A 23,740-nucleotide genomic window follows, 5' to 3' on the forward strand; every position below is an offset into this window, starting at 1 on the left:
GGCGCAAGCACAGCCCCACATTTTTAATCCGCTACGTACGTAGGACGGACGATGGGTGAAGCCATCCAATCCAGAAAAGCCCGAAGCCGCGTGGTGAAGTTTTCCATCGTGGCGCCAGGGTTCCTGGCCTCAAAGAGAAAGAACGCAAGGTGAGTGACCCGCTGCGGATACCCCCGGACGAACATCGCCACATGCTCTTCGAGGGTGCGGGGCCATGTCGACGCATCTTCCGAAAGCAATACATGGGTGGACCTGATCAGCTTGCGTGAAGCCTCGCGCTGCAAGCGAAGTCGCTGCGTCTCGGTGTCGGCGCACGCGATGCACGTGAGGTACGTGCTCAATACGGCGTGAAAATCACCATTTACCGCTAGCGCGATGTCACGGGATGGCCGAAACCGTTCGAAATGCACTGACAGATCATTGCCCCACAGGCAGCGGCACTGGTGTTTGAGCCAGAAGCCCCACCTGTTGCGGTTTTCCGCCGCCAGTACTTGCGCGCGGTGGCCGATATCGAAATCCACCTTGGTGACAAGGGGGTGCCGCTGCTCCAGCGCACGCCGGACTGCCTCCAGCCGGGCCAATAGCTCCGCGGTTGCCGGCTCGCGCAGCACCAAGGTGAGGTCGAGGTCGGAAACGCCGGGAGTGGCATCGCCCCTTGCGACACTGCCGTAGAGATAGAGGCCGTCCAGGCCCAGGTCGTCCCTCGAGAGCGACGCGCAGACGTCCGCCAGCAACGGCTGGTATTCAAGCTGCACGGCGGTGTCGGGGACGGTGAGGATAAAACCGTCCGCGTCGATGCCCGCAGAAGGCGTACTCATGGGTGATGCACCTCGATCACCAGCCCTTCCGCCTCGCTCGGCACGCAGAAATGCCGGGTGATCAGGTCGAACTCGGCATCCGTCGCCGCGAAATCATGATCGCCCCGGGCATTGCGCGCATGCAGCCTTGCGCGGCAGGTGGCGTCATCCAGCTCGAGGTAATGCAGGCGGTGCGGCACCTTAGCGGCCTGCGCCAACCCCAGCAGCCATTCGCGATTGGCCAGGGTATTGGCGGGAAAATCCAGCACCACGTTGACGCCGGATTCAAGCAGGTTGATCACCAGCGGGCCCAACACCCCGCGAATACGCTGGGCACAGCGCAGGTAGTCGGCGATCGAGAGGATTTCACCGGGGTACAACTGGGCGAGCCAGGTGTCTTCGCTGAGCAGGATGGCGGCGTGTTCGGCCACCAGGGTCTTGGCCAGTGTTGATTTGCCCGAGGCGATCTTGCCGCACAGCAGGTGCAGGGTTGGCATGGGGACGGCTCCTTATGTGAAGCCTTGAGCATGCCAGCTTTCCGGCTGGTTCTTAATATTTCGACACGAATTATGCTGAACTATCTGACAGGTAAGGCGTTCATTTCCTATGCGCAGCCCCGACCAGGGGCGTTGTACAACAAGGAGCCGCCTTACCATGACAACCCTTCCCGCCTACCGATACACGCCGGGGCCGCTGCATGCGACCTTGCTGGCCGGCACCGTGCCTCTGTTTCTTGGTGCCTTGCTCAGCGACATTGCCTACACCCAGACCTACCAGATTCAATGGGCCAACTTTGCGTCCTGGTTGATTGCCGGTGCTCTGGTGTTCTGTGGGCTCGCGTTCCTGTTTGCGCTGGTCAACCTGCTTCGCGCCGAGCGCAAGGCGGGGCAACCCACGCGGTATGTCCTGCTGCTGTTAGCCACCTGGGTATTAGGGCTGGTCAATGCCTTTCAACATGCCAAGGATGCCTACGCCTCAATGCCTGCCGGGCTGATCATGTCCGCCGTCGTCTTGCTGCTGGCACTGGCGGCCACCTGGACCGGCCTGCGCTCGGGAGGTGCCAAATGAAAACGTCCCACACACTGAGCGTATTGAGCGCCGCGCTGTTGCTGAGCGCCTGCGGCGGCGAAGGCGACAAGACCCAGGCCCGTGGCCCCGACCCCACGTTGCCGGAGCAACAAAGCAGCCTGTTGCCGAGCATGAAGATCGCCGAGCCTACCCCCTGGGGCGATCAAAAACCCAAGGTCCCCGACGGCTACAGCATCACGGCCATCGCCACCGACCTGGCCATCCCGCGCCAGACCCTGGTGCTGCCCAACGGCGACATCCTCATCGCCGAAGGCCGAGGCGGCAGTGCAGCCAAGCTCAAGCCCAAGGATGTGATCGCCAGCGTGATCAAGGCCCAGGGCAATACCAAGGTCAAGGGCGGCAACCGCCTGACGCTGCTGCGCGATGCCGACGGTGACGGCACCTATGAGTTGAAGACGGTGTTCGCCGACAACCTCAACGCGCCCTACGGCCTGGCGTTTGCCGATGGCAAGCTCTACGTGGCCAACCAGGATGCGCTGGTGCGCTTCGATTACACCGATGGCCAGACCAAGGCCAGCGGCGCACCGGTGAAAGTCACCGACCTGCCGGCGCAGATCAACCATCACTGGACCAAGTCCCTGGCGGTGAGTACCGATGGACGCCAGTTGTATGTGGGGATCGGCTCCAACAGCAACGTGACCGAACGTGGCATGGAAGTGGAAATCGACCGCGCCATGGTCTGGCAGATCGACGCCGCCACCGGCGCGCACAAGCCCTATGCCACCGGCCTGCGCAACCCGACGGCGCTGACCATCCAACCCGACTCCGGGCAACTGTGGACGGTGGTCAACGAGCGCGACGAACTCGGCCCCGACCTGGTGCCCGACTACCTGACCTCGGTGAAAGAAGGCGCGTTCTACGGCTGGCCCTACAGCTATTGGGGCCAGAACGTCGACCCGCGCGCGCAACCGCAGAACCCGGCCAAAGTCGCCGCCGCGATCAAGCCCGACTACAGCCTGGGCTCCCACGTGGCCGCACTCGGCGTGGACTTTTCCATCCCGGCCATGGGCGAGCAATTTGCCGACGGCGTATTCGTCGGCGAGCACGGCAGCTGGAACCGCGACAACCCGGTGGGCTACAAGGTGATCTTCGTGCCGTTCAGTAATGGCAAGCCATCGGGTGAGCCGATTGATTTCGCCACCGGCTTTCGCGGTGACGACGGCAAGACCCGTGGGCGCCCGGTGGGGGTGACGGTGGACCCGAAAGGCGCGCTGATCATCGCCGACGACCTGGCCAATACCGTGTGGCGGGTGACGCGCAAGCCATAGCGGCATATGACAGGGGCGGCGGCGCCCCTGTCAGACTTCATCCTGCAATTGCACCTCCAGCCAGTCGAGCAACGCCATGACTTCAGCGCGGATCTCCTCTCCCTGCTGCCGATAAATCGATAGCGCCTGGGGCAAATGCACACTCTCGACACAGGGCCTTACCAGCGCCCCGCTGTCAATCAACCCGCTCCCATGGCGCCGACTGGCAGCCCCCTGGCAGGCCTCACGACGAGCCTCGTGCTGTCGAACATCAGCAGTTTTCATCAACCTGCATTGGATGCAAGCGCCTGGTTCGCGGGGCTGGTTTTTTCGCCTGCTGCCGTTCATCCAGGCACTTGGCTTGTTCACGCTGCCGACGCTCGGCTTCGGCCTTTCCCAAGCGGGCCCGCTCTATGCCTGGGCCCTGATCATTGCGGTAATGTCGACCCTCGTCGGCGCCTGGGCCTGGGCGCGGTGCTGATCGGCGTGGTCATGGCGATTCGAATCATATTGACGAGCCCCCAGGCGACGGCCAGTGCAGGGATGAGGGTGACCGTCGAGCAAAGCCATTGACATGCTTGCCTAAGGCAACAATATAATTGCCTCAGGCAACCATTCGAGCATCCGCCATGTCCACTCCCCTGCTTGTGGAACGCGCCGGCATCGTGCGCGGCTTCAATCGCTTCTACACCCACCAGATCGGCGTGCTGCAGGAACACCTGCTGCACAGCGACTATTCCCTGACTGAAATTCGGGTGATGTACGAGCTGTCCTCCCGTGGCGACCTCACCAGCGCCGACCTGTGCCAGATGCTCAGCCTCGACGCGGGTTACCTGAGCCGCCTGACCAGTGGCTTCGAGAAAAACGGGCTGATCCAGAAGGTCCGCTGCGCCACCGATGCGCGCGCGGTGCAATTGCACCTCACCGATCTCGGTCGCGCGGTCCTGGCACCCCTGGAACAGCAGACCCAGGATGAAGTCATCGCCCTGCTCGAGAGCCTGCCCGAACCCCAGCAGCAGCAATTGACCGACGCCATGCAACGCGTCCAGGCCCTGTTGCAAGGCCGCCCGTCGAGCTACCTGCTGCGCGATCCACGCCCCGGGGATATGGGCCTGGTGGTGCAGCAGCAAGCCGCGCTGTATGCCCGCGAATACCATTGGAACTGGGAGTTTGAAGCGCTGGTGGCGGAGATCGTCGCCAAGTACCTGCGCGAGTTCGACCCGGCGCGGGAGCGCTGCTGGATCGCGGAGAAGGATGGCGAGGTGGTGGGTTCGGTGTTCGTCGTGCGCCATGACGATACAACCGCCAAGCTGCGCATGCTCTACGTGGATGCGAGTGCGCGGGGCCTGGGCATCGGCCGGCGCCTGGTGGACGAATGCCTGCGCTTTGCCCGCGATGCCGGCTACACCCGCATGATGCTGTGGACCATGAGCGCCCTGACCGATGCGCGCAAGCTCTACCAGAAAGCCGGTTTCGAGTTGGTGGAAGAAGAGCCCACCTCGAGTTTCGGCAAACAGCTGGTCAGCCAGACCTGGGCGCGCGCGCTGTAGAAAAGGCGCTTGAAGGAATGGGTTTCGACAAAACGTTATGGGTGATTCGACGGACCTGTGGCGAGCGGGCTTGTCCCGCGTTGGGCTGCGCAGCAGCCCCAATCAGGATCACTGTGTTCTGTCAGGTAAACCGCAGCGCCTGGTTTTGGGGCTGCTGCGCAGCCCAACGCGGGGCAAGCCCGCTCGCCACAGAGGCACCAGTTTGCTGCGCGACAGCGCGGCGGCCACGAGGTATTACAGGTCAGTGATTTCCTTGTGGCGCGGCACCAGGGTCTTCATCACGCTCCACGCCACCAGGTACGCCAGCGCACAGATCGCGAACATGATCATGTAGCCGGTATGGATGTCATTGATGGACTTGTAGTAGTCGAACACCCAGCCGCCGATCTTGGTCATCACCACACCGCCGATGCCGCCGGCCATGCCGCCGATGCCGACCACCGAGGCCACGGTTTTCTGCGGAAACATGTCGGACACGGTGGTGAAGATGTTGCACGACCACGCCTGGTGCGCCGAGGCGCCGACGCCGATCAGCAATACCGGGACCCAGAAGCTGATGTAGCCCAACGGTTGCGCCAGCAACACCACCAACGGGAACAGCGCGATTACCAGCATGGCTTTCATGCGGCCGTCGTAGGGGGCATCGCCACGGGCCATGAAGTAGCTCGGGAACCAGCCGCCGCCGATGCTGCCGACCATGGTCATGCTGTACAGCACGGCCAGCGGCATGACGATATCGGCACCTTTCATGCCGTATTGCGCCGACAGGTAGGTGGGCAGCCAGAACAGGAAGAACCACCACACGCCATCGGTCATGAACTTGCCGAAGGCAAACGCCCAGGTCTGGCGGTAGGTGAGCAACTTGAACCACGAGACTTTTTTCTGTACCGCGCCTGCAACCGGCGGGATAGAGGGCTGCTGCACCTGGTCGCTGCGGATATAGGCCAGCTCTTCGGCCGACAGGCGTTTTTGCTGCTCCGGCTTCTCATACACCGCCGCCCATACCGCCACCCACACAAAGCCCAACATGCCGATGACCATAAAGGCCGCTTCCCAGCCCCACATCCCGGCGATCAGCGGCACGCAGATCGGCGCCAGGATCGCGCCGACGTTGGCGCCGGAGTTGAAGATCCCGGTGGCCAGCGAGCGTTCTTTCTTGGGGAAATATTCGGCGGTGGCCTTGATCGCAATCGGGAAGTTACCCGCCTCGCCGATCGCCAGCACCGCCCGGGACAGCATGAAACCGGCGATGGACACCGGGATCACCGCCAGGCCGAGCGCGCCGCTGACCGCGGCGATGCCCTCGCCCATCGGCACCGAAAACGCATGCATGATGGCGCCGGTGGACCAGACCGCAATCGCGATCACATAGGCGGCCTTGGTGCCGATCTTGTCGACAAACCGCCCGGCAAACAGCATGGAAATCGCATACACAAACTGGAACACCGCCGCGATATTGGCGTAATCGGTGTTGCTCCAGCCAAATTGCGTCGACAACTGCGGCGCGAGCAGGCTGAGCACCTGGCGGTCGAGGTAGTTGACGGTGGTCGCGAAAAACAACATCGCGCAGATGGTCCAGCGATAGTTGCCTACAGCTTGGCCAACGCGCTGGGCGTTGATGGGCTCGATCAAGTTCATGGCATCACTTTTTATTTTTGTTAGGTAGGACATATGTAACGTCATATGTCGTCGTACAACTGTGGCTTTTATATCGGGCTACCTACCCGCTGTCAATCTGAAAGATTATGGCTTTTGCGGGCTATCTCACGGGTGTGAAAAGTGTCAGGCGCGGCTAGGTTGTAGGACGACAAGCGCGCATGACCGTGGCGAACAGGCTTTTTGTGGTGAGCGGGCTTGCCCCGCGCTGGGCTGCGAAGTGGCCCCAAAACCAGGCACTGCGGTTTGTCTGATGGAACACAGTGATCTTGATTGGGGCCGCTTCGCAGCCCAACCCGAGGCAAGCCCGCTCACCACAGAATGCCGGATCGCCACAGGGTAGATGCTCACCCCGAAACCCAGGCCATTGCACCCAAATTGCGCCCCAGGCAAAAAAACGCAAATAGCGGTGAATTATTTCATGTCCGCTTGTATCTGAACTGACAGAGCGGTGCCATCGCAACGATGGCACCTCCCCTGTTCTGTTTTAGAGTGGTCCGCATGAAATTACGTAAGAAAAGCGTCAAGCCCATCGGTTTGAAAGACATCACCATTGTTGACGACGCCAAGATGCGCAAGGCGATCACCGCCGCCGCACTGGGTAACGCCATGGAGTGGTTCGACTTTGGTGTCTACGGGTTTGTCGCCTATGTATTGGGCAAGGTGTTTTTCCCCGACGCCTCCCCCAGCGTACAAATGATCGCGGCACTGGCGACGTTCTCCGTGCCGTTCCTGATTCGTCCCCTGGGCGGCCTGTTCTTCGGCGCGCTGGGCGATAAATACGGACGCCAGAAAGTCCTCGCCGCGACCATTGTGATCATGTCGCTGAGCACCTTCGCCATCGGCCTGATTCCCGGGTACGCCTCCATCGGCATCTGGGCGCCGATCCTGCTGCTGCTGTGCAAAATGGCCCAGGGCTTCTCGGTGGGCGGTGAATACACCGGCGCCTCGATCTTCGTCGCCGAATATGCGCCGGACCGCAAGCGCGGTTTCCTCGGCAGCTGGCTGGACTTCGGCTCCATCGCCGGTTTCGTCCTCGGTGCCGGCGTCGTGGTGCTGATCTCCAGCGTGCTGGGCGAAGCCGACTTCGAGGCCTGGGGCTGGCGCCTGCCGTTCTTCCTGGCCCTGCCCCTGGGCATGATCGGCCTTTACCTGCGCCATGCGCTGGAAGAAACCCCGGCGTTCCAACAGCATGTCGACAAGCTCGAACAGGGTGACCGCGAAGGCCTGACCCATGGCCCGAAAGTGTCGTTCAAGGAGATCGCCACCAAGCACTGGCGCAGCCTGCTGACTTGCATCGGCATCGTCGCGGCCACCAACGTGACGTACTACATGCTGCTCACGTACATGCCGAGCTACCTGTCCCATAACCTGCACTACTCCGAAAACAGCGGCGTGCTGATCATCATCGCGATCATGGTCGGCATGCTGTTCGTGCAGCCGTTCATCGGTTTTGTCAGCGACAAGATCGGCCGCAAGCCCTTCATCATCGCCGGCAGCATCGGCCTGCTGTTCCTCGCCATCCCGGCCTTCATGCTGATCACCAGCGGCAAGACCGGCCTGATCTTCGCCGGTTTGCTGATCCTGGCGGTCGTGCTTAACTTCTTCATCGGCGTCATGGCGTCCACGCTGCCGGCGATGTTCCCCACGCACCTGCGCTACAGTGCCTTGGCCAGTGCGTTCAACGTCTCCGTATTGATCGCCGGCGTCACCCCTACCGCGGTGGCCTGGCTGGTGGAAAGCACCAACGACCTGTACATGCCCGCCTACTACCTGATGGTGTTTGCGGTGGTCGGCCTGATCACCGGCCTGACCATGAAGGAAACCGCCAACAAACCCCTGCGCGGCGCCGCACCGGCTGCGTCGGACATGGAAGAAGCCAAGGAGTTGCTGCAGGAGCATCACGACAATATCGAGCAGAAAATCGAAGACATCGACGCCGAGATTGCCGAACTGGAAGCCAAGCGCCAGAACCTGGTGCAGCAGCATCCGCGTATCAATTAAGACCTGACCAAGCGTGGTGGCAAGGGCCGCCACGCCAGTGGAGTGTTCAACCATGCTTCCAAGCTTCACCGCCGCACACGCGTTACTCAGCGCCGACGAACGCGCTGCCATCGCCGAAATCGAAGCCACCACCAGTATCCTGCAATTGGTCACCCGCCTGACGGGCATGCGCTTTGCCGGCATCGCCAAGTTCACTGACCTGGAATGGATTGTCTGTTCAGCACACGACCCTCTCGACATGGGCATTCATGCCGATGACGTGCTCGACCTGGAAACCACCCTGTGCAGCGAGTTCTGCATCAACCCGCAGACCCTGTTCATCCCGCAGGTCAGCGCCAATGGCCGCTTTGCCACGCGCCCGGTGGTCAAGCAATACGCCATCGAGAGCTACGCCGGGGCGCCGATCTTCCTGCCGGATGGCCGCCTGTTCGGCGCACTGTGTGCGCTGGATTCCCGGGCGATGCTGTTTGACGACCCCAACCTGCCGGAAACCCTCAGCCTGTTTGCGCGGCTGATCGGCTGCATCTTCTACGCTAACTTGACGCCAGCGGATCGCTGACCGGCGCTTTGCCGCGCAGCATGGCCATATCGCCATGCTGGACACGCGGCACTCGCTCGACATCAAGCGCCGCGCCTCGTTGAGGCGCAGCCATTCCTGATACTGCAGCGGCCTCGGTTGACGCCAACACCGAAGCACTAAGCTTTTTACCCGCACCGCCGATAACCCGTCATACCAATGACTTGCAGCGACGTCCTGCGGGAAACCATGCCGAACTCTCTCGCCCCTATCGTCCGCACCTTGTCCGACCGCAGCAGCCTGTCGCTGGCGCGCACGTCGCTGTTCAATTTCGTGGCGTTGCTGGCCCTGGTCTTTGTCGCCGCCGCCTATTCCCTGGTTTACCTCGCGCACGAACTGGATCACTCCGAACAGCAGGAAAGCGCGTTTTATACGCGTAAAGCCGTGCAATCCCTGGAGAAGTCCCTGCGGGTGACCGTCAAGGACTACGCCTTCTGGAGCGATGCCTACAAGCACCTGCACATGACCGTGGACAGCGACTGGGCCTACGCGCGCGGCAACGTCGGCGCCACGCTGTATCAGGACTTCGGTTTCCAAGGCCTGTTTGTGGTCGATAACGACAATCGCACGGTCTACTCGGTGATCAAGGGCGAGCTGCAAAGCATCGAGCTCTCGCAGTGGCTCGACCAGCCCTTGACCGAAATTATCGAGCAGGCGCGTGCCGGGGCTGAAAACGAAACACCGGTCACGGCGTTCATCAATGTACGCGGCAGCCCGGCACTGGTGGCCGCCGCCGCGATCACACCCGGCACCGACCCCACGGTAGTGCCCGATGGCCGGCCGGCCTCGGTGTTGATCTTCGTCGATGTCCTCAACAGCGCCAAGTTGCACGCAATCGGCGATGAATTCGGCGTGGGCAAGCTGCATGTGGCCACGCCCGATGACATCGGCCAGACCCTGGTTTTCCCCCTGGGCGACAACGGCGCCGCCGGCAGCCTGCACTGGGAACCGGCCCGGCCCGGCCTGCGCTTGATGGGCGTAGGCCTGCCGCTGCTGGGCCTGGCCGCGTTGCTGGTGTGCCTGATGACCTGGGTGATACTGCGCCGCACCACCGCCGCCGCCCTCGCCCTGGATGCCAGCCACACCTCGCTGCAAGACAGCCAGGCCGCCCTGGCCACCAGCGAAGCGCGCTTTCGTGACGTGGTGGAGGCCAGCTCGGACTGGGTCTGGGAAATCGATGTCGGCTGGCGTTTTACCTACCTGTCGGAGCGTTTCGAAAGCGTCACCGGCCTGACCCGGCAAGCCTGGCTCGGGGCGGCCATGAGCGACCTGCTGGACACCGAGGCCGACCTGCTGTCGCAGTGGCTGAGCACCCCGGGCCGGCGCGTGGACATCAGTGTGCAATGCCGCTATATCGATGCCCAGGGACAGGAGCGCACAACCCGGCTGTCGGCCCGGGAAATGCCCTGTGGCGGGTTTCGCGGGACGGCCACCGACGTCACCGAAGAAGTCGAAGCACGTCGGCGCATCGAGTACCTGTCTCAACACGACGCCCTGACCGGGCTGCCCAACCGCACGCGCCTGCAGGCATTCCTGGACGGCAAACTCAAGGCCCTGCCCAGCGTCGAGCAGCCGCTGGTGATGCTCAGCCTCGACCTGGACCGCTTCAAGCCGGTCAATGACCTGCTCGGCCACGCCGCCGGTGACCGGGTGCTCAATCAAGTGTCCGCCCGCCTGGCCGCCTGCGTGCGCCACGGCGACCTGGTGGCCCGCGTCGGCGGCGATGAGTTTGTGCTGATCCTCAGCGACGCCGGCAGCCAGGATGAAGTCGAAAGCCTGTGCCTGCGCTTGATCGAGTCCATCGAGCAGGCGATCAAAATCGACGAACAAGAGGTGTTTATCAGTGCCAGTATCGGCATTGCCCTGGCGCCCACCGATGCCCGCGATGCCACCGAACTGCTGCGCTACGCCGATATCGCGCTGTATGAGGCCAAGGCGGCCGGGCGCAATACCTGGCGCTTTTACTCCGGGGACATGAATACGCGGATCATCGAGCGGCGGCGCCTGGAGAGCGATCTGCGCTTTGCGATCAAGCACGCCGAACTGCGCCTGCACTTCCAGCCGCGCTATCGCATCGCCGATGGGCAGATGGTCGGGGCCGAAGCCCTGGTGCGCTGGCAGCATCCGGTACGCGGGCTGATCGCCCCGGACACCTTTATTCCGATTGCCGAAGAGTCGGGGCTGATCCTGGCGCTGAGTGACTGGGTACTGGCAACTGCCTGTGCGTGCGCGGCGCAGTGGCCCGACACGCTGTTCGTCTCGGTGAACCTGTCACCCACCGAGTTCAAGCGCGGCAACCTGGTGGAGCGCGTGCGCCACGCCCTGGGCGCCTCAGGTATCGAACCTGCGCGCCTTGAGGTGGAAATGACCGAAAGCGTCATGCTCGAGGACGCCGTCGGCGCACTTGAAGTGATGCGCACACTCAAGCAACTGGGCATCCGCATTGCCATGGATGACTTCGGCACCGGCTATTCGTCCCTCAGCTACTTGCGGGCGTTCCCGTTCGATGGCCTGAAAATCGACCGCAGCTTCCTCACCCGGCTGGAGGAAAGCGAGGATGACAAGGCGATTATCCAAGCCATTGTCGGCTTGGGCCGTGCCCTTGCCCTGACGGTCACGGCCGAAGGCATCGAAACCGCTGAGCACCTGGCCATGCTCAAAAGCGTGGCGTGTGAAGAAGGCCAAGGCTACTTCCTCAGCCGACCGCTGGATATCGACGCATTCAACGGCTTGCTGGACGACTACTGCGCCGACGTCAGCGGAAAAAATGACTCGGGGTCTTGCCAAACTGTTTCTTGAACATGCTGGTAAATGCGCTGGGGCTTTCGTAGCCCAGCTCCAGGGCCACGTCGATAATCTTCTGCCCCACCGCGATACGCTCCAGTGCCAGCAGCAGCCGCGCCTGCTGGCGCCATTGGCCGAAGGTCATGCCGGTGTCCTTGCGGAACAGGCGCTGGATGGTTTTCTGGTCGAGGGCCAGGCGCTCGCTCCAATCCGCCACGGTGGAGGCATCGCCCGGGTCCTCCTGCCACGCCAGGCAGATCTGCTGGATCCGCAGATCGGCGGGCTGCGGCAGCGACAGCGGCAAGGCCGGCAACAGCGCCAGCTCGTCGAGGATCAGGTGCATGATCCGCGCATCGCGGGAGTCTTCAGCATAGGGCGGTTTCAAGCTAACGGAGGCCTTGATCAGCTCGCTGAGCAGCGGCGAAATACTCACCGCCTTGGTCTCGGTCGGCAGGTTGGGGAAACTGTCGGGGCGCACGAACACGCTGCGCATTTTCAGGGCGCCCACGCAACGCAGGGAGTGCACGTGCCCGCAGGGCATCCAGAAGCCGCGATTGGCCGGAACCGTCCATTGGTTGTGCGCCGAATGCACCACCATCACGCCTTCGGTGGCGTAGAGTAATTGATGCTTTTCGTGACTGTGGTCGGGGATCACCCAGTTTTCCGGATAATCGGTGGCCGAACTGATGACGGCCCAGTCGCCCTCATCGATTTCCTGCAAAAATTTATCCAGTGATTTGATCATTTCGCCCTTTTTACGATGGTTGCCTCCCGAATTACGCGAGACAGGCATTCCTGGCGAATCTAGCATAAGCTCTGAAACAAATTGAAATGGGCAGCCTGCTCAAGTACTCGCTGCCCCTGTTCGCTGCCTTGTATGGAATGCCTGCATGTCGACCCTGACCGCATCACCTGCCGCCACCTCGAGTCCGCCCCACGTAAGCCCGTTAGTCCTGCGTATCCTCGGCGCCTGTGCCCTGGCGCACCTGATCAATGACCTGATCCAGGCCGTATTGCCGTCGATCTACCCGATGCTCAAGGCCAACTATGGCCTGACGTTTACCCAGGTCGGCCTGATCACCCTGACGTTCCAGCTGACCGCCTCGCTGCTGCAACCCTGGATCGGCTACCATACCGACCGGCATCCCAAGCCGTGGCTGCTGCCGGCGGGCATGGTCTGTACCCTGGTCGGTATCCTGATGCTGGCGTTTGTCGGCAGTTTCCCGGCGATCCTGCTGGCGGCAGGCCTGGTGGGCGTCGGCTCGTCGACCTTCCACCCGGAAACCTCACGCGTCGCGCGCCTGGCCTCCGGCGGGCGCTATGGCCTGGCGCAATCGACCTTCCAGGTCGGCGGCAACACCGGCAGCGCGTTGGGGCCGTTGCTCGCGGCGGCGATCATCATTCCCTACGGCCAGGGCAACATCGCCTGGTTCGGGCTGTTTGCCGTGTTCGCGATCCTGGTGCTGTATGGCTTGAGCCGCTGGTACCGCAACCACCTCAACCTGTTCAAGCTCAAGCAAGGCGGCAAGGCCACCCACGGCTTGTCCAAGGGCCGCGTGACGTTTGCCCTGGTGGTGCTGGCGGTGCTGGTGTTCTCCAAATACTTCTACATGACCAGCCTGACCAGCTACTTCACGTTCTACCTGATTGAAAAATTCCACCTGTCGGTATCGAGTTCCCAGATGTACCTGTTTCTGTTTCTCGGGGCGGTGGCCGTGGGCACCTTCGCGGGCGGGCCGATCGGCGACCGGATCGGGCGTAAGAAAGTCATCTGGTTCTCGATCCTCGGTGCCGCGCCGTTCACCCTGGCCCTGCCCTACGTCGACCTGTTCTGGACCGCCGTGCTCAGCGTGGTGATCGGCTTTATCCTCGCCTCGGCGTTCTCGGCCATCGTGGTGTTTGCCCAGGAACTGGTGCCGGGCAATGTCGGCATGATCGCCGGGATCTTTTTCGGCCTGATGTTCGGCTTCAGCGGGATCGGCGCGGCCTTGCTCGGACTGCTCGCCGACAGCCACGGCATCGAGTACGTCTACATACTGTGCTCGTTCCTGCCACTGGTGGGCATCCTGACGATACTGCTGCCGTCGACCAAAGGCGTCTAGACCGCCGATCATCGGATGGCTGTATGCCATTATCCTTTGGGCTCTGAAAAACCTGCGTGTGCGCTTACAATCCCCGGCTTCAACGCACACCCAGGCAGACCCGGCACGAAATGACGCTCGACCCTCCTACGATTTTGGCACTCACCGTTGCCCTGGCCGCTGCTGCTGCCCTGTACCTGGCCATAGAATGGCGCAGCGTACGCGAACCTTCGCTGCTGTTCTGGAGCGCCGGTTTCGCCACCATCACCGTCGGCTCCACCCTGGCCCTGCTGCGCATCAATGGCTACCTGCTCATCGGCATCTGGTTTGCCAACGGCTTGCTGGTGGCCGCGCACTGCCTGTTCTTGCTCGGGGTCGCGCGCTTTACTCAGGTACGCCTGTCGCCGCGATGGTGGCTGCTGCTGGCCGTGTGGCTGGGCATGCTGATGCTCCCGACCGACCTGCCGTGGTCCAAAGCCATGTTGGGCGTGCAGTCGCTGCTGGTCGCACTGCCGACCCTGCGCGCCAGTTTCCTGCTGCGGCCCCACGGCCGATCATTGAGCATCGGCGCGGTGCAACTGCGTTATGTGCTGCTGGTCCACGGCATGTTCTACGTGGCCAAGGCGCTGTCGGTGGTGATCCCCGGCACCTTGATCGACCTTGCGGCGTTCAAGGGCGAGATCATCCAGGTGTCCCTGGTGGAAGGTGCCATGGCGATCATGCTGATTGCGCTGTCGATGACCGGCTCGGAACGCTACCGCCGCGAACAGCAGATCGCCCGCCTCGCCGCCCGCGACCCACTCACCGCCCTCTATAACCGCCGCGCCCTCGACCTGCGCGCGCCGCGCCTGCTGGCCCAGGTGTCGGCGCAACAACCGGGCGCCCTGCTGCTGATCGATATCGACAACTTCAAGTCGGTCAACGACCTCCACGGCCATACCGCCGGCGACCGTGTGCTGATCGCCTTGAGCGAGATGATTCGCGCCGTCGTGCCCCGAGGCGCGCTGGCCGCACGTTTGGGCGGTGATGAGTTTGTGATCCTGCTCAACCCGGCCTCGACCGAGCAGATCGTCGAACTGGGCAGCAGCCTGCGCGAGCAGTTCCAGCAACTGGCCGCACAAACCTTCGCCACGCCCGCGCCGGTGACCCTGAGCATCGGCGCCACCCTGTTCGACCAGCCGCCGGCCAGCCTGGCGGCGCTGATCGAACAGGGCGATACCACGCTGTATGAATCCAAGCGTGGCGGGCGGGACAGCATTCGGCTGGTGGATCGGACCGGGGCCTACAGGTCGTAACTGACCGCTACACACCTCCCCGTCCTCACCGACTCCAACGCACAATCGGCCAGATACAGCGCATACAACCCGTCGCGCACACTGGTGGGCAGTGCCTGGCCGCTGTTCAGCGCATCGATAAACCGGGTCAGCTCATTGCGATAGGCATCGGCGTAACGCTCCAGGAAGAAATGCTGCAACGGTTCCAGCGCTTCGGTGTGGTCGGCGCTCCAGTGGCGCAGGGTGCTGGGGCGATGGTTGTCGGTGAGCAGCACGCCAAGGGCGCCGGAGACTTCCACTCGCTGGTCGTAGCCGTACACCGCCTGGCGGCAGCAGTTGATATGGCATTGCTTGCCGGAGGCGGTACGCAGCAGGACCATCACGCTGTCGTAGTCGTCGATCTGTTCCAGGCTCGGGTCCACCAGGCGGCTGGCAATGGCGCTGACTTCCACCGGTTCCTCGCCGAGCAGGTGGCGGGCGGTGTCGAAGTCGTGGATGGTCATGTCGCGCAGGATGCCGCCGGAGTGTTCCAGGTAATCCCGCGGCGCCAGGCCTGGGTCGCGGCTGGTGATGATCACCTGGCGCACCGCGCCGATCTGGCCGGCATCCAGGGCCTGGCGCAGGCGCAGCATGTCGGGGTCGAAGCGGCGATTGAAGCCAAGCATCACCTTGCCGCCCTGGCGTTCCACGGCCTGGGCGGCGCTGCGGGCCTTGGCGATGTCGAGGTCGATGGGCTTCTCGCAGAGTACCGCCTTGCCCTCGGCGACGGCGGCCAACAGCAGGTCGATATGGGTGTCGGTGGGGGTGCCGATGACCACGGCGTCGATGTCTTTGCGCGTGAGGGCGGCGGCACAATCGTAGGCCGCCTCGCAGCCCAGTTGGCGGCTGAGGGCATCGACGCCTTCGCGCCAAGGGTCGGCCACCAGCACCAGCGTGGCATTCGGGTGGGCGGCGACGTTGGCGGCGTGGATCCTGGCGATGCGCCCGGCACCTAGAACAGCAATACGTAGCATGGTTGAACTCCTGATGTTGTTGTTGGAGGGAGTACTCAGTCCGGCAGGTTGAACGGGGTGACGATCTGCACCTGTGACGGCGCAATCGGCCCGGCCTTCCACAACCGGTGGTAATGCAGGATGTGCAGGAACACGTGGCGGGCATCGATCTGCAGGTTGTGGTCGATGATCGCGGCGATTTTTTCGTCCAGCAGCAGTTGGCGGTTTTCTTCGTCGAGGTCGTGGCCGATAAACACCTCCAGCGGGCGACCCAGGGCGGCGAAGGCGTCGACAATCGCACGGTTGCCGCCGCCGACGCTGTACACCGCCTTGAGGCCGGGATGCTGTTGCAGCGCCTGGGTGACCCGCTCGAAGGTGCGCGGGTACACGCCATAGCCGCCGCTGACGTCCAGCACCCGCAGGTGCGGGGCACGCCCGCGCAGCCAGGCGCGAAAGCCCATCTCGCGCTCCTCCTCGCCCCGGAACAACTCGCTGCCGATCACCACCGCCACGTCCTGGGGCAACGCCGGCAGCCAGCGCGACATCAGGTAGGCGGCGGTCTGGCCGGCGGTGCGGTTGTCCATGCCGACGTAGCCGATGCGTTCGCTTTGCGGCAGGTCCGTCACCAGGGTCACCACCGGGATGCCCGCTGCGATCAGGTGCTTGACGGCCTGGTTCACCGCTGGTTCGTCGGCGGCCTTGAGCACCACGCCCTGGCTGCCGGTGTCGAGGCAGCGCAGCAACTGATCGTGCATGGCCTGGGGTTCGATTTCTTCGAACAGGTGAAAACGCGGGGCGATGCGAAACGGCGCCAGGCTGGCCAGTTGCGCGGTGATCGCCGCCTGCACCGCGGCGCTGAAACGCTGAGGGGTGTGCATGATCACGTCGACATGGAAGGTGCGCCCTACCGCCAGGCCGTTTTTCTCCTGGGACTCCAGTTCATCCAGCGCCTGCTCGATACGTCGGCGAGTCTGGGCGTGCACGCTGCCGCGCTGGTGCAGCACGCGGTCGACCGTGGCCTTGCTTACGCCCGCCTGGGTCGCGAGCTGCTTGATGGAGAAGTGTTTGGCGCGTTCGAGCATGGGTTTCGCCTGAGGTGTTTATGAGGTCTTTTTTAGGTATTACTGAGGTTTTGCAATGCTAGTCTCAGTTTTGTCCGGCGTCGAGCCGGGCAATCAAAACAACAACAATCCAGGAGAACCCCATGCCTCAAGCCGACCTCGCCAGTACCTTCAACGGCCAATATTTTGTCGTCACCGGCAGCACCCAGGGCCTGGGCGCCGCCGTGGCCCACACCCTGGCGCGACGCGGCGCCGCCGGGCTGATCATTTGCGGGCGCCGCCGCGCCCAGGGCGAAGAACAGGTGCGGCAGCTGGCGCAGCTGGATTGCCAGGCGTTTTTTGTCGAGGCCGACCTTGAACAGGTCGAGGATTGCCGCGCGATCATCGAGGCCGCGCGCACCCACTTCGGCACCTTGCATGGCCTGGTGAACTGCGCCGGGATGTCGGACCGCGGCACCATTGTCGACACCTCGCCGGAGCTGTTCGATCGGCTGATGGCTGTGAATGTGCGGGCGCCGTTTTTCCTGATGCAGGACGCGTTGAAATTGATGATCAGCCAGGGCGTGGAAGGCGCCGTGGTGAATATCCAGAGCATCACCGGGCATGGCGGGCAATCGTTCCTCAGTGCCTATGCGGCGTCCAAGGGGGCGCTGGCGATCCTGACCAGGAACGTGGCGTTCAGTGCGCTGCGCAACCGGATCCGCGTCAACGGCCTGAACATCGGCTGGATGGACACGCCCCATGAGGATCAGATCCAGCGCCAGTACCACGGCGCCCAGGACGGTTGGCTGGCTGAGGCGGAACGCGCGCAGCCGTTCGGTCGTCTGCTCAAGCCCGAAGAGGTGGCGCAAAGCGTGGCGTTCCTGCTGTCGCGCGAGTCGGGGATGATGACCGGCGCGGTGATCGACCTGGAACAAGGCGTGGTCGGCTGCACTGACAGCGGCAGCCCGCAGCCCTTCAAGGCCCTGAGCCTGGGAGGTGAGTAATGTCGGCATTTGCGACAGCGCAGGATGTACGCATTGAGGATTTCAAGCGGATTTGCGCGCAACAGGCGCGTGCCGAGGACTATCCCCTGGCTGCGGAAGTGCTCGGCAACGTGCCGGTCTATCAGGCCCGCACCTTGCGCAACAGCGACCGCCACACGGTGATGAATGAACTGCACCGCTTGTTTCGCGATGGACCGGGCGTGATGGTGGTGCGCCGCGCCTATGAGGACCTGGAAGTGGTGGATCGCCACAGCCAGGTGTTCGAGGCGATCTTCGCCCAGGAGGCCGCCCAAGGCGTGGCCGCCGACCATTTTGCCAAGGCCGGCAGTAACGGGCGTATCTGGAATTCATTGCAGAAGGCGGCGCTGCAGTCGCCGCAATCCTTTGTGGAGTATTACGCCAACCCGCTGCTGGGGCTGATCGCCGAGGCGTGGCTGGGCCCGAGCTATCAGGTGACGGCGCAAGTGAACGTGGTGCACCCCGGCGGCCAGGCGCAACAGCCACACCGCGACTATCACCTGGGCTTCCAGACCACCGAGGTGGTGGAACGCTTTCCCCTGCCCTTGCATGTGCTGTCCCAGTACCTGACGTTGCAGGGCGCCGTGGCCCACTCGGCGATGCCGCTGGAAAGCGGCCCCACCCAGCTGCTGCCGTTTTCCCAGCAATACGCCCTGGGTTACCTGGCCTGGAGGCGCCCCGAATTTATCGAGCACTTCCAGCAGCACGCCGTGCAACTGCCACTGGACAAGGGCGACCTGCTGTTCTTCAACCCGGCGTTGTTCCACGCCGCCGGCACCAACCGGACGGCCGGCCACCAGCGCATGGCCAACCTGCTGCAAATCTCCTCGGCCTTCGGCAAGCCCATGGAAGCCCTCGACCGCGACCGCATGATGCTGGCGGTGTACCCGGCCCTGCTGGCCAACACGGCCCTGGATGCCCAGGCAATTGCAGCGGTGGTGGCCTGCACCGCCGACGGCTATGCCTTCCCCACCAACCTCGACACCGACCCACCCTTGCAGGGCCTGGCCCCGCAAACCGGGCAACAACTCATGCTGCAAGCCCTCGACGAACGCTGGGCGTATGAGGACTTCGCCGCGGCCGTGGCGCAACTGCGGGCCAAGCGCCAGGCGTGATGCTTTAACAACAACAAAAACAACGGAGCACAACCATGAAGAAGCAATTCCTTGCGGCACTCTTGACCCTCGCCATCACCCCCTGGGCGCTGGCCGATATACGGATCGGCGTGAGCATCGCCCAGGTCGACGACGTGTTTCTCGCGCAAATGCGTGACTACATGGCCGCCCACGCCAAGGAACTGCCCGGCGTGACCCTGCAATTCGAAGACGCCCAGGGCGACGTGGTGCGCCAGCTTAACCAGGTGCAGAACTTCACCGCCCAGGGCATGGACGCGATCATCGTCAACGCCGTAGACACCGCCGCCACCCAGAAAATGACGGTCAATGCCCAACAGGCCAGGATCCCGCTGGTGTACGTCAACCGCCGCCCCGAGTTCAAGGAAGTACCGCCGGGGGTTGGCTATGTCGGCTCGGATGAGATCAAGGCCGGTGAAATCCAGATGCGCTACCTGGCCGAGAAAATGGGTGGCAAGGGCAACCTGGCGATCATGCTCGGGCTGCTCTCCAACAACGCCACCCACAACCGCACGCAGGGGGTCAAGAACGTGCTCAAGGACTATCCGGGTATCAAGATCGTCGAGGAGCAGAGTGCCGAATGGCAGCGCAGCAAGGCGATTGACCTGATGAACAACTGGATCGTGTCCGGGCGCAAAATCGACGCCGTGGCGGCGAATGCCGACGAAATGGCGATTGGCGCGGCCATGGCGATCAGCCAGGCCGGCATGCAACCGGGCAAGGATATTCTGGTGGCCGGCAGCGATGGCGGCGCGGCCGGGCTGGATGCGGTGAAGAAAGGCCAGTTGCTGGTGACGGCGTATCAGGACAACAAAGGGCAGGCCGTGGGCTCCATTGACCTGGCGGTGAAGATGGTCAAGAAACAGCCGTATGACGCCGAGCTGACCATTCCTTACCAGCAGATCACCAAGGACAACTACCAGGCATTCCTCAACCCATAAACTTCATCGTGGCGAGGGAGCTTGCTCCCGTCGGGCCGCGAAGCGGCCCCAGCTCTTTGTTTGAAAAAAACGGGACTGCTGCGCAGTCCAACGGGAGCAAGCTCTTATCAAGCTTAAAATAACTCACTGATTTTAAAGGGTTAAAGTTTCACGCTGAAGTCTTGAGTCCTGCACAAATAATTTCAGGCGAGCGCATTCTTGTGGTGAGCGGGCTTGTCCCGCGTTGGGCTGCGCAGCAGCCCCAAAACCAGGTGCAGAGGAGTGTCTGATACACCACATTTGTCTTCATCAGGGGCGCTTCGCACCCCAACGCGGGACAAGCCCGCTCACCACAGAGGTCCCAGTTTGCTGCGCGACAGCGCGGCGTCGAAGACGGGATGGGGCCTCCCTCGCCACAAGTAGACCCGTCAGCCCTGACGTTCCGCCCGTCGCACAACCCCATTTACGACGATATAAAGCAACGGCCCCACCGACACGAACACCGCCGTCAGCAAGAAATACGGCAGCACCGACGCCAGCGACCGCCCCCGCGCCCGTGCATCCTGGTACATCCACACACAGGCCAGCACGGCCATCAGGTAGAGGTCGATGACGACCTGCGCGGTGTCCGGGCGCGATATCAACTCCCACCCGAAGGCCAGCAGCGATTGCTCGGCCGTGAGCAGCGTGAACAGGGTGTACAGCGAAAAGCCCAGCAGAGCGGCGAGGGCCAGATAAGGTTTGTGCATGGTCGGCTCCTTGACGTGATCGAGGCTCACCCTAGTGATAAGGTTGCCCTCCTCGCAATGACCTCGGAGGTCATAGTCACGCCATGGATAACCCCGCTACTGCCGGCGAACACTTGCGCCAGCTACGCCGACAGGCTGGTCTGAGCCAACTTGACCTGGCCCTGATGACCGGCGTTTCCCAGCGCCACCTCAGTTGCCTCGAAACCGGACGCGCCAAGCCGAGCCCAGGTACGTTGCATCACCTGCTCAGCGCGCTGGAAACACCGCTGGAGCAATGCAACCGCGTGTTCCTCGCCGCCGGCTTCGCGCCCCGCTATACCGCTACCCCGCTCGCCTCCCCGGCCATGGCCGCAATTCGCGAGGCGGTCAACCATGTCCTGCACGCCAACAACCCGGCCCCGGCGATCCTGCTGGGCAGCCACTGGGAAGTGCTGGCCGCGAATGCGAGTACCGGCGTGCTGTTGGCACTGGCGGGGGTCACGCCGCCGATGGAAGGCCTGAACCTGCTGACCACCCTGCTGCAACCCGGCGGCCTGGGCGACCGCCTGGTCAACGCCGAAGAAATCCGCACCCTGGCCTGGCAACGGGCAAGCCGCGAGGCGCTGGGCAACCCTGTGCTGGCCGCTCTACTGGCGAGCCTGCCCGCCCCCGCCCATACCACGCCGCCGCCTGAAATGCCGCCGCTGGTGTTGACCCGCGTGCATACCAGCCAGGGCGAACTGAGCTTTCTGTCCACCTTCACCACCTTCGGCATGCCCCAGGACATCACCCTCGCCTCCCTGCGTATCGAGCATCTGATTCCCGCAGACGACGCCACTTGGCAGGTGATGCGTGCCGCCCATGGGGAAAATGCCGCACTGGTTTTGTGAAATATCTGTACGTAGACTGCCGCCATACCTCAACTTAAGGCGGCGAAGAAAACGTCATGCAAGTTACCGAAGTCTCCATTGCCCAATTGCGCGCGGCGCTCGAATCCGGCCAGACCACGGCCGTTGAACTGGTGCAGGCTTACCTGGCGCGGATCGATGCCTACGACGGTCCGCAGACCGCTACCGCACTCAACGCCGTCGTCGTGCGCAACCCCGACGCCCTGAAGGAAGCCGAGGCCTCCGATGCCCGCCGGGCCAAGGGCGAAACCCTGGGGCCACTGGAGGGTATTCCCTACACCGCCAAGGACAGCTACCTGGTCAAGGGGCTGACCGCCGCCTCCGGCAGCCCGGCGTTCGCCAAGCTGGTCGCCCAGCGCGATGCCTTCACCATCGAGCGCCTGCGCGCCGGTGGCGCCATCTGCCTGGGCAAGACCAACATGCCGCCGATGGCCAATGGCGGCATGCAGCGCGGCGTGTATGGCCGTGCGGAAAGCCCGTATAACGCCGACTACCTCACCGCGCCGTTCGCCTCCGGTTCATCCAACGGTGCCGGCACCGCCACCGCCGCCAGCTTTGCCGCCTTCGGCCTGGCGGAGGAAACCTGGTCCAGCGGCCGTGGCCCGGCGTCCAACAATGGCCTGTGCGCCTACACCCCGTCCCGTGGGGTGATTTCGGTGCGCGGCAACTGGCCGTTGACCCCGACCATGGACGTGGTGGTGCCCTACGCCCGCACCATGGCCGACCTGCTGGAAGTGCTCGACGTGGTAGTGGCTGAAGACCCGCACACCCGTGGCGACCTGTGGCGCCTGCAGCCGTGGGTGCCGATCCCCAGCGTCGCTTCGGTACGCCCGGCGTCTTACCCTGAATTGGCGGCGACGGCCGAATCCCTGGCCGGCAAACGCTTCGGCGTGCCGCGCATGTACATCAACGCCGACCCCGAGGCCGGCACCAGCGAAAAACCCGGCATCGGCGGCCCCACCGGGCAGAAGATCAACACCCGCGCCAGCGTGATCGACTTATGGAAGGACGCACGCCAGGCCCTTGAAGCCGCTGGTGCCGAAGTCATCGAGGTGGACTTCCCACTGGTGTCCAACTGCGAAGGCGACCGCCCCGGCGCGCCGACCGTGTTTACCCGTGGCCTGGTGTCCAGGGAATTCCTGCACGATGAACTGTGGGAGCTGTCGGCCTGGGCCTTCGATGATTTCCTGCGCGCCAACAACGACCCGGCCCTGAACCGCCTGGCCGATGTGGACGGGCCGAAAATCTTCCCCCACGACCCTGGCACCTTGCCCAACCGTGAAGACGACCTGGCCGCCGGCATGGACGAGTACGTGCGCATGGCCGAGCGCGGCATCACCCCGTGGAACGAGATCAGCACCGTGCCCGATGGCCTGCGCGGCCTGGAGAAAACCCGGCGGATCGACCTGGAAGACTGGATGGATAAGCTCGGCCTCGACGCTGTGCTGTTCCCGACCGTGGCCGATGTAGGCCCTGCGGATGCCGATGTGAACGAAGCCAGTGCGGACATTGCCTGGAGCAACGGCGTGTGGGTGGCCAACGGCAACCTCGCCATCCGTCACCTGGGCGTGCCCACCGTTACCGTGCCCATGGGCGTGATGGCGGACATCGGCATGCCGGTCGGGCTGACCTTTGCCGGGCGCGCCTACGATGATTCGGCATTGCTGCGCTTTGCGGCGGCGTATGAAGCCACCGGCAGCAAACGCCTGATCCCGCCGCGCACGCCGCCACTGGCCACAAACTAACTGATTCACTGTGGGAGGAGTGTCAGTTGATGCATCGGTGGCTGACCCACTGCAATCGGGAGCAAGCCCCCTCCCACAGCTCTAACCGCATTTCAAGTCAGGCCATATAGGGCATGGCAATCAGCAGGATTGCCGTGCCATGGCAGGCCGTCGCCGCCAACACGCCATGACGCATGCGCACCAGGTGCAG

Annotated in this window: 20 protein-coding genes and 2 pseudogenes; 14 read left to right on the forward strand and 8 right to left on the reverse strand. The window is 63.3% G+C overall.

Going from position 1 to position 23,740, the window contains the following annotated elements; all coding sequences use genetic code 11:
* Window positions 1-23: 23 nt before the first annotated feature.
* A complete protein-coding gene (locus AC07OT_RS03325; RefSeq protein WP_495107463.1) occupies window positions 24-818 on the reverse strand; it encodes a nucleotidyltransferase domain-containing protein in 795 nt (264 codons plus the stop codon).
* Window positions 815-1,294: a P-loop nucleotide/nucleoside kinase family protein gene (locus AC07OT_RS03330; RefSeq protein ID WP_495107464.1), complete on the reverse strand. Its 480-nt coding sequence runs from the start codon at window positions 1,292-1,294 to the stop codon at window positions 815-817. Before AC07OT_RS03330 ends, AC07OT_RS03325 begins: the two co-directional genes overlap by 4 nt.
* A 157-nt stretch (window positions 1,295-1,451) precedes the next feature.
* Here AC07OT_RS03330 and AC07OT_RS03335 point away from each other — a divergent pair, with 157 nt between their 5' ends.
* The 4 genes and pseudogenes from AC07OT_RS03335 to AC07OT_RS03350 all read left to right on the forward strand — a co-directional run bounded on the left by AC07OT_RS03335 (window position 1,452) and on the right by AC07OT_RS03350 (window position 4,683).
* Window positions 1,452-1,865 (forward strand): DUF2231 domain-containing protein, encoded by a 414-nt coding sequence (locus AC07OT_RS03335; RefSeq protein WP_495107465.1) that lies wholly within the window; start codon window positions 1,452-1,454, stop codon window positions 1,863-1,865.
* Window positions 1,862-3,154: a PQQ-dependent sugar dehydrogenase gene (locus AC07OT_RS03340; protein ID WP_495107466.1), complete on the forward strand. Its 1,293-nt coding sequence runs from the start codon at window positions 1,862-1,864 to the stop codon at window positions 3,152-3,154. The genes AC07OT_RS03335 and AC07OT_RS03340 overlap by 4 nt, the downstream gene beginning before the upstream one ends.
* 187 nt (window positions 3,155-3,341) lie before the next feature.
* Window positions 3,342-3,706: pseudogene (locus AC07OT_RS03345) on the forward strand (hypothetical protein); the annotation flags it as partial.
* 56 nt (window positions 3,707-3,762) lie between these two features.
* Complete coding sequence (locus AC07OT_RS03350; RefSeq protein ID WP_495107467.1) at window positions 3,763-4,683, forward strand: bifunctional helix-turn-helix transcriptional regulator/GNAT family N-acetyltransferase; 921 nt, start codon at window positions 3,763-3,765, stop codon at window positions 4,681-4,683.
* A 234-nt stretch (window positions 4,684-4,917) separates the two neighbouring features.
* Here the strand turns inward: AC07OT_RS03350 and AC07OT_RS03355 are convergent, their stop codons facing one another.
* Window positions 4,918-6,321 (reverse strand): MFS transporter, encoded by a 1,404-nt coding sequence (locus AC07OT_RS03355; RefSeq protein WP_495107468.1) that lies wholly within the window; start codon window positions 6,319-6,321, stop codon window positions 4,918-4,920.
* 519 nt (window positions 6,322-6,840) lie between these two features.
* On the opposite strand from AC07OT_RS03355, the gene proP reads away from it, so the two are divergent.
* The 3 genes from proP (at window position 6,841) to AC07OT_RS03370 (ending at window position 11,719) form a co-directional block, all read left to right on the forward strand.
* The gene (proP, locus tag AC07OT_RS03360; protein WP_027608499.1) at window positions 6,841-8,343 is read left to right on the forward strand and encodes a glycine betaine/L-proline transporter ProP; all 1,503 of its coding nucleotides are present in this window, start codon (window positions 6,841-6,843) and stop codon (window positions 8,341-8,343) included.
* A 52-nt stretch (window positions 8,344-8,395) separates the two neighbouring features.
* A complete protein-coding gene (locus tag AC07OT_RS03365) occupies window positions 8,396-8,902 on the forward strand; it encodes a GAF domain-containing protein (protein ID WP_495107469.1) in 507 nt (168 codons plus the stop codon).
* A 207-nt stretch (window positions 8,903-9,109) separates the two neighbouring features.
* Complete coding sequence (locus tag AC07OT_RS03370; RefSeq protein WP_495107470.1) at window positions 9,110-11,719, forward strand: bifunctional diguanylate cyclase/phosphodiesterase; 2,610 nt, start codon at window positions 9,110-9,112, stop codon at window positions 11,717-11,719.
* Here the strand turns inward: AC07OT_RS03370 and AC07OT_RS03375 are convergent.
* Complete coding sequence (locus AC07OT_RS03375) at window positions 11,676-12,497, reverse strand: AraC family transcriptional regulator (protein WP_495107471.1); 822 nt, start codon at window positions 12,495-12,497, stop codon at window positions 11,676-11,678. The two genes, AC07OT_RS03370 and AC07OT_RS03375, sit on opposite strands and share 44 nt — an antisense overlap.
* A gap of 97 nt (window positions 12,498-12,594) precedes the next feature.
* Here AC07OT_RS03375 and AC07OT_RS03380 point away from each other — a divergent pair, with 97 nt between their 5' ends.
* The gene (locus tag AC07OT_RS03380) at window positions 12,595-13,806 is read left to right on the forward strand and encodes an MFS transporter (protein WP_495107472.1); all 1,212 of its coding nucleotides are present in this window, start codon (window positions 12,595-12,597) and stop codon (window positions 13,804-13,806) included.
* Between the two features lie 110 nt (window positions 13,807-13,916).
* Window positions 13,917-15,080, forward strand: coding sequence for a GGDEF domain-containing protein (locus tag AC07OT_RS03385; RefSeq protein ID WP_027608507.1), 1,164 nt, complete (start codon window positions 13,917-13,919; stop codon window positions 15,078-15,080).
* Here the strand turns inward: AC07OT_RS03385 and iolG are convergent.
* Window positions 15,068-16,072, reverse strand: coding sequence for an inositol 2-dehydrogenase (gene iolG / locus AC07OT_RS03390; protein WP_495107473.1), 1,005 nt, complete (start codon window positions 16,070-16,072; stop codon window positions 15,068-15,070). The two genes, AC07OT_RS03385 and iolG, sit on opposite strands and share 13 nt — an antisense overlap.
* Window positions 16,073-16,107: 35 nt before the next feature.
* Window positions 16,108-17,133: a LacI family DNA-binding transcriptional regulator gene (locus tag AC07OT_RS03395; protein ID WP_027608509.1), complete on the reverse strand. Its 1,026-nt coding sequence runs from the start codon at window positions 17,131-17,133 to the stop codon at window positions 16,108-16,110.
* Window positions 17,134-17,255: 122 nt separating this feature from the next.
* On the opposite strand from AC07OT_RS03395, the gene AC07OT_RS03400 reads away from it, so the two are divergent.
* Genes AC07OT_RS03400 through AC07OT_RS03410 form a run of 3 tightly spaced genes read left to right on the forward strand, consistent with a single transcriptional unit; the run spans window position 17,256 to window position 20,190 of the window.
* A complete protein-coding gene (locus tag AC07OT_RS03400) occupies window positions 17,256-18,098 on the forward strand; it encodes an SDR family oxidoreductase (protein ID WP_495107474.1) in 843 nt (280 codons plus the stop codon).
* Window positions 18,098-19,231, forward strand: a complete 1,134-nt coding sequence (locus AC07OT_RS03405) for a phytanoyl-CoA dioxygenase family protein (protein WP_495107475.1) — start codon at window positions 18,098-18,100, stop codon at window positions 19,229-19,231. The genes AC07OT_RS03400 and AC07OT_RS03405 overlap by 1 nt, the downstream gene beginning before the upstream one ends.
* 35 nt (window positions 19,232-19,266) lie before the next feature.
* Window positions 19,267-20,190: a sugar ABC transporter substrate-binding protein gene (locus AC07OT_RS03410; RefSeq protein ID WP_065942068.1), complete on the forward strand. Its 924-nt coding sequence runs from the start codon at window positions 19,267-19,269 to the stop codon at window positions 20,188-20,190.
* A gap of 407 nt (window positions 20,191-20,597) precedes the next feature.
* Here the strand turns inward: AC07OT_RS03410 and AC07OT_RS03415 are convergent, their stop codons facing one another.
* Window positions 20,598-20,918 (reverse strand): DUF2834 domain-containing protein, encoded by a 321-nt coding sequence (locus AC07OT_RS03415; RefSeq protein WP_495107476.1) that lies wholly within the window; start codon window positions 20,916-20,918, stop codon window positions 20,598-20,600.
* An 83-nt stretch (window positions 20,919-21,001) separates the two neighbouring features.
* Between AC07OT_RS03415 and AC07OT_RS03420 the strand changes: the two genes are divergently transcribed.
* Both AC07OT_RS03420 and AC07OT_RS03425 read left to right on the forward strand, forming a co-directional pair.
* A complete protein-coding gene (locus AC07OT_RS03420; RefSeq protein ID WP_495107477.1) occupies window positions 21,002-21,787 on the forward strand; it encodes a helix-turn-helix domain-containing protein in 786 nt (261 codons plus the stop codon).
* A 56-nt stretch (window positions 21,788-21,843) separates the two neighbouring features.
* Window positions 21,844-23,550, forward strand: a complete 1,707-nt coding sequence (locus tag AC07OT_RS03425; protein WP_495107478.1) for an amidase — start codon at window positions 21,844-21,846, stop codon at window positions 23,548-23,550.
* A 97-nt stretch (window positions 23,551-23,647) separates the two neighbouring features.
* On the opposite strand, the pseudogene AC07OT_RS03430 reads toward AC07OT_RS03425, so the two are convergent.
* Window positions 23,648-23,734: pseudogene (locus AC07OT_RS03430) on the reverse strand (CPBP family intramembrane glutamate endopeptidase); the annotation flags it as partial.
* Window positions 23,735-23,740: the final 6 nt, after the last annotated feature.

This window comes from Pseudomonas sp. GW821-FHT09C10, from assembly GCF_059418085.1.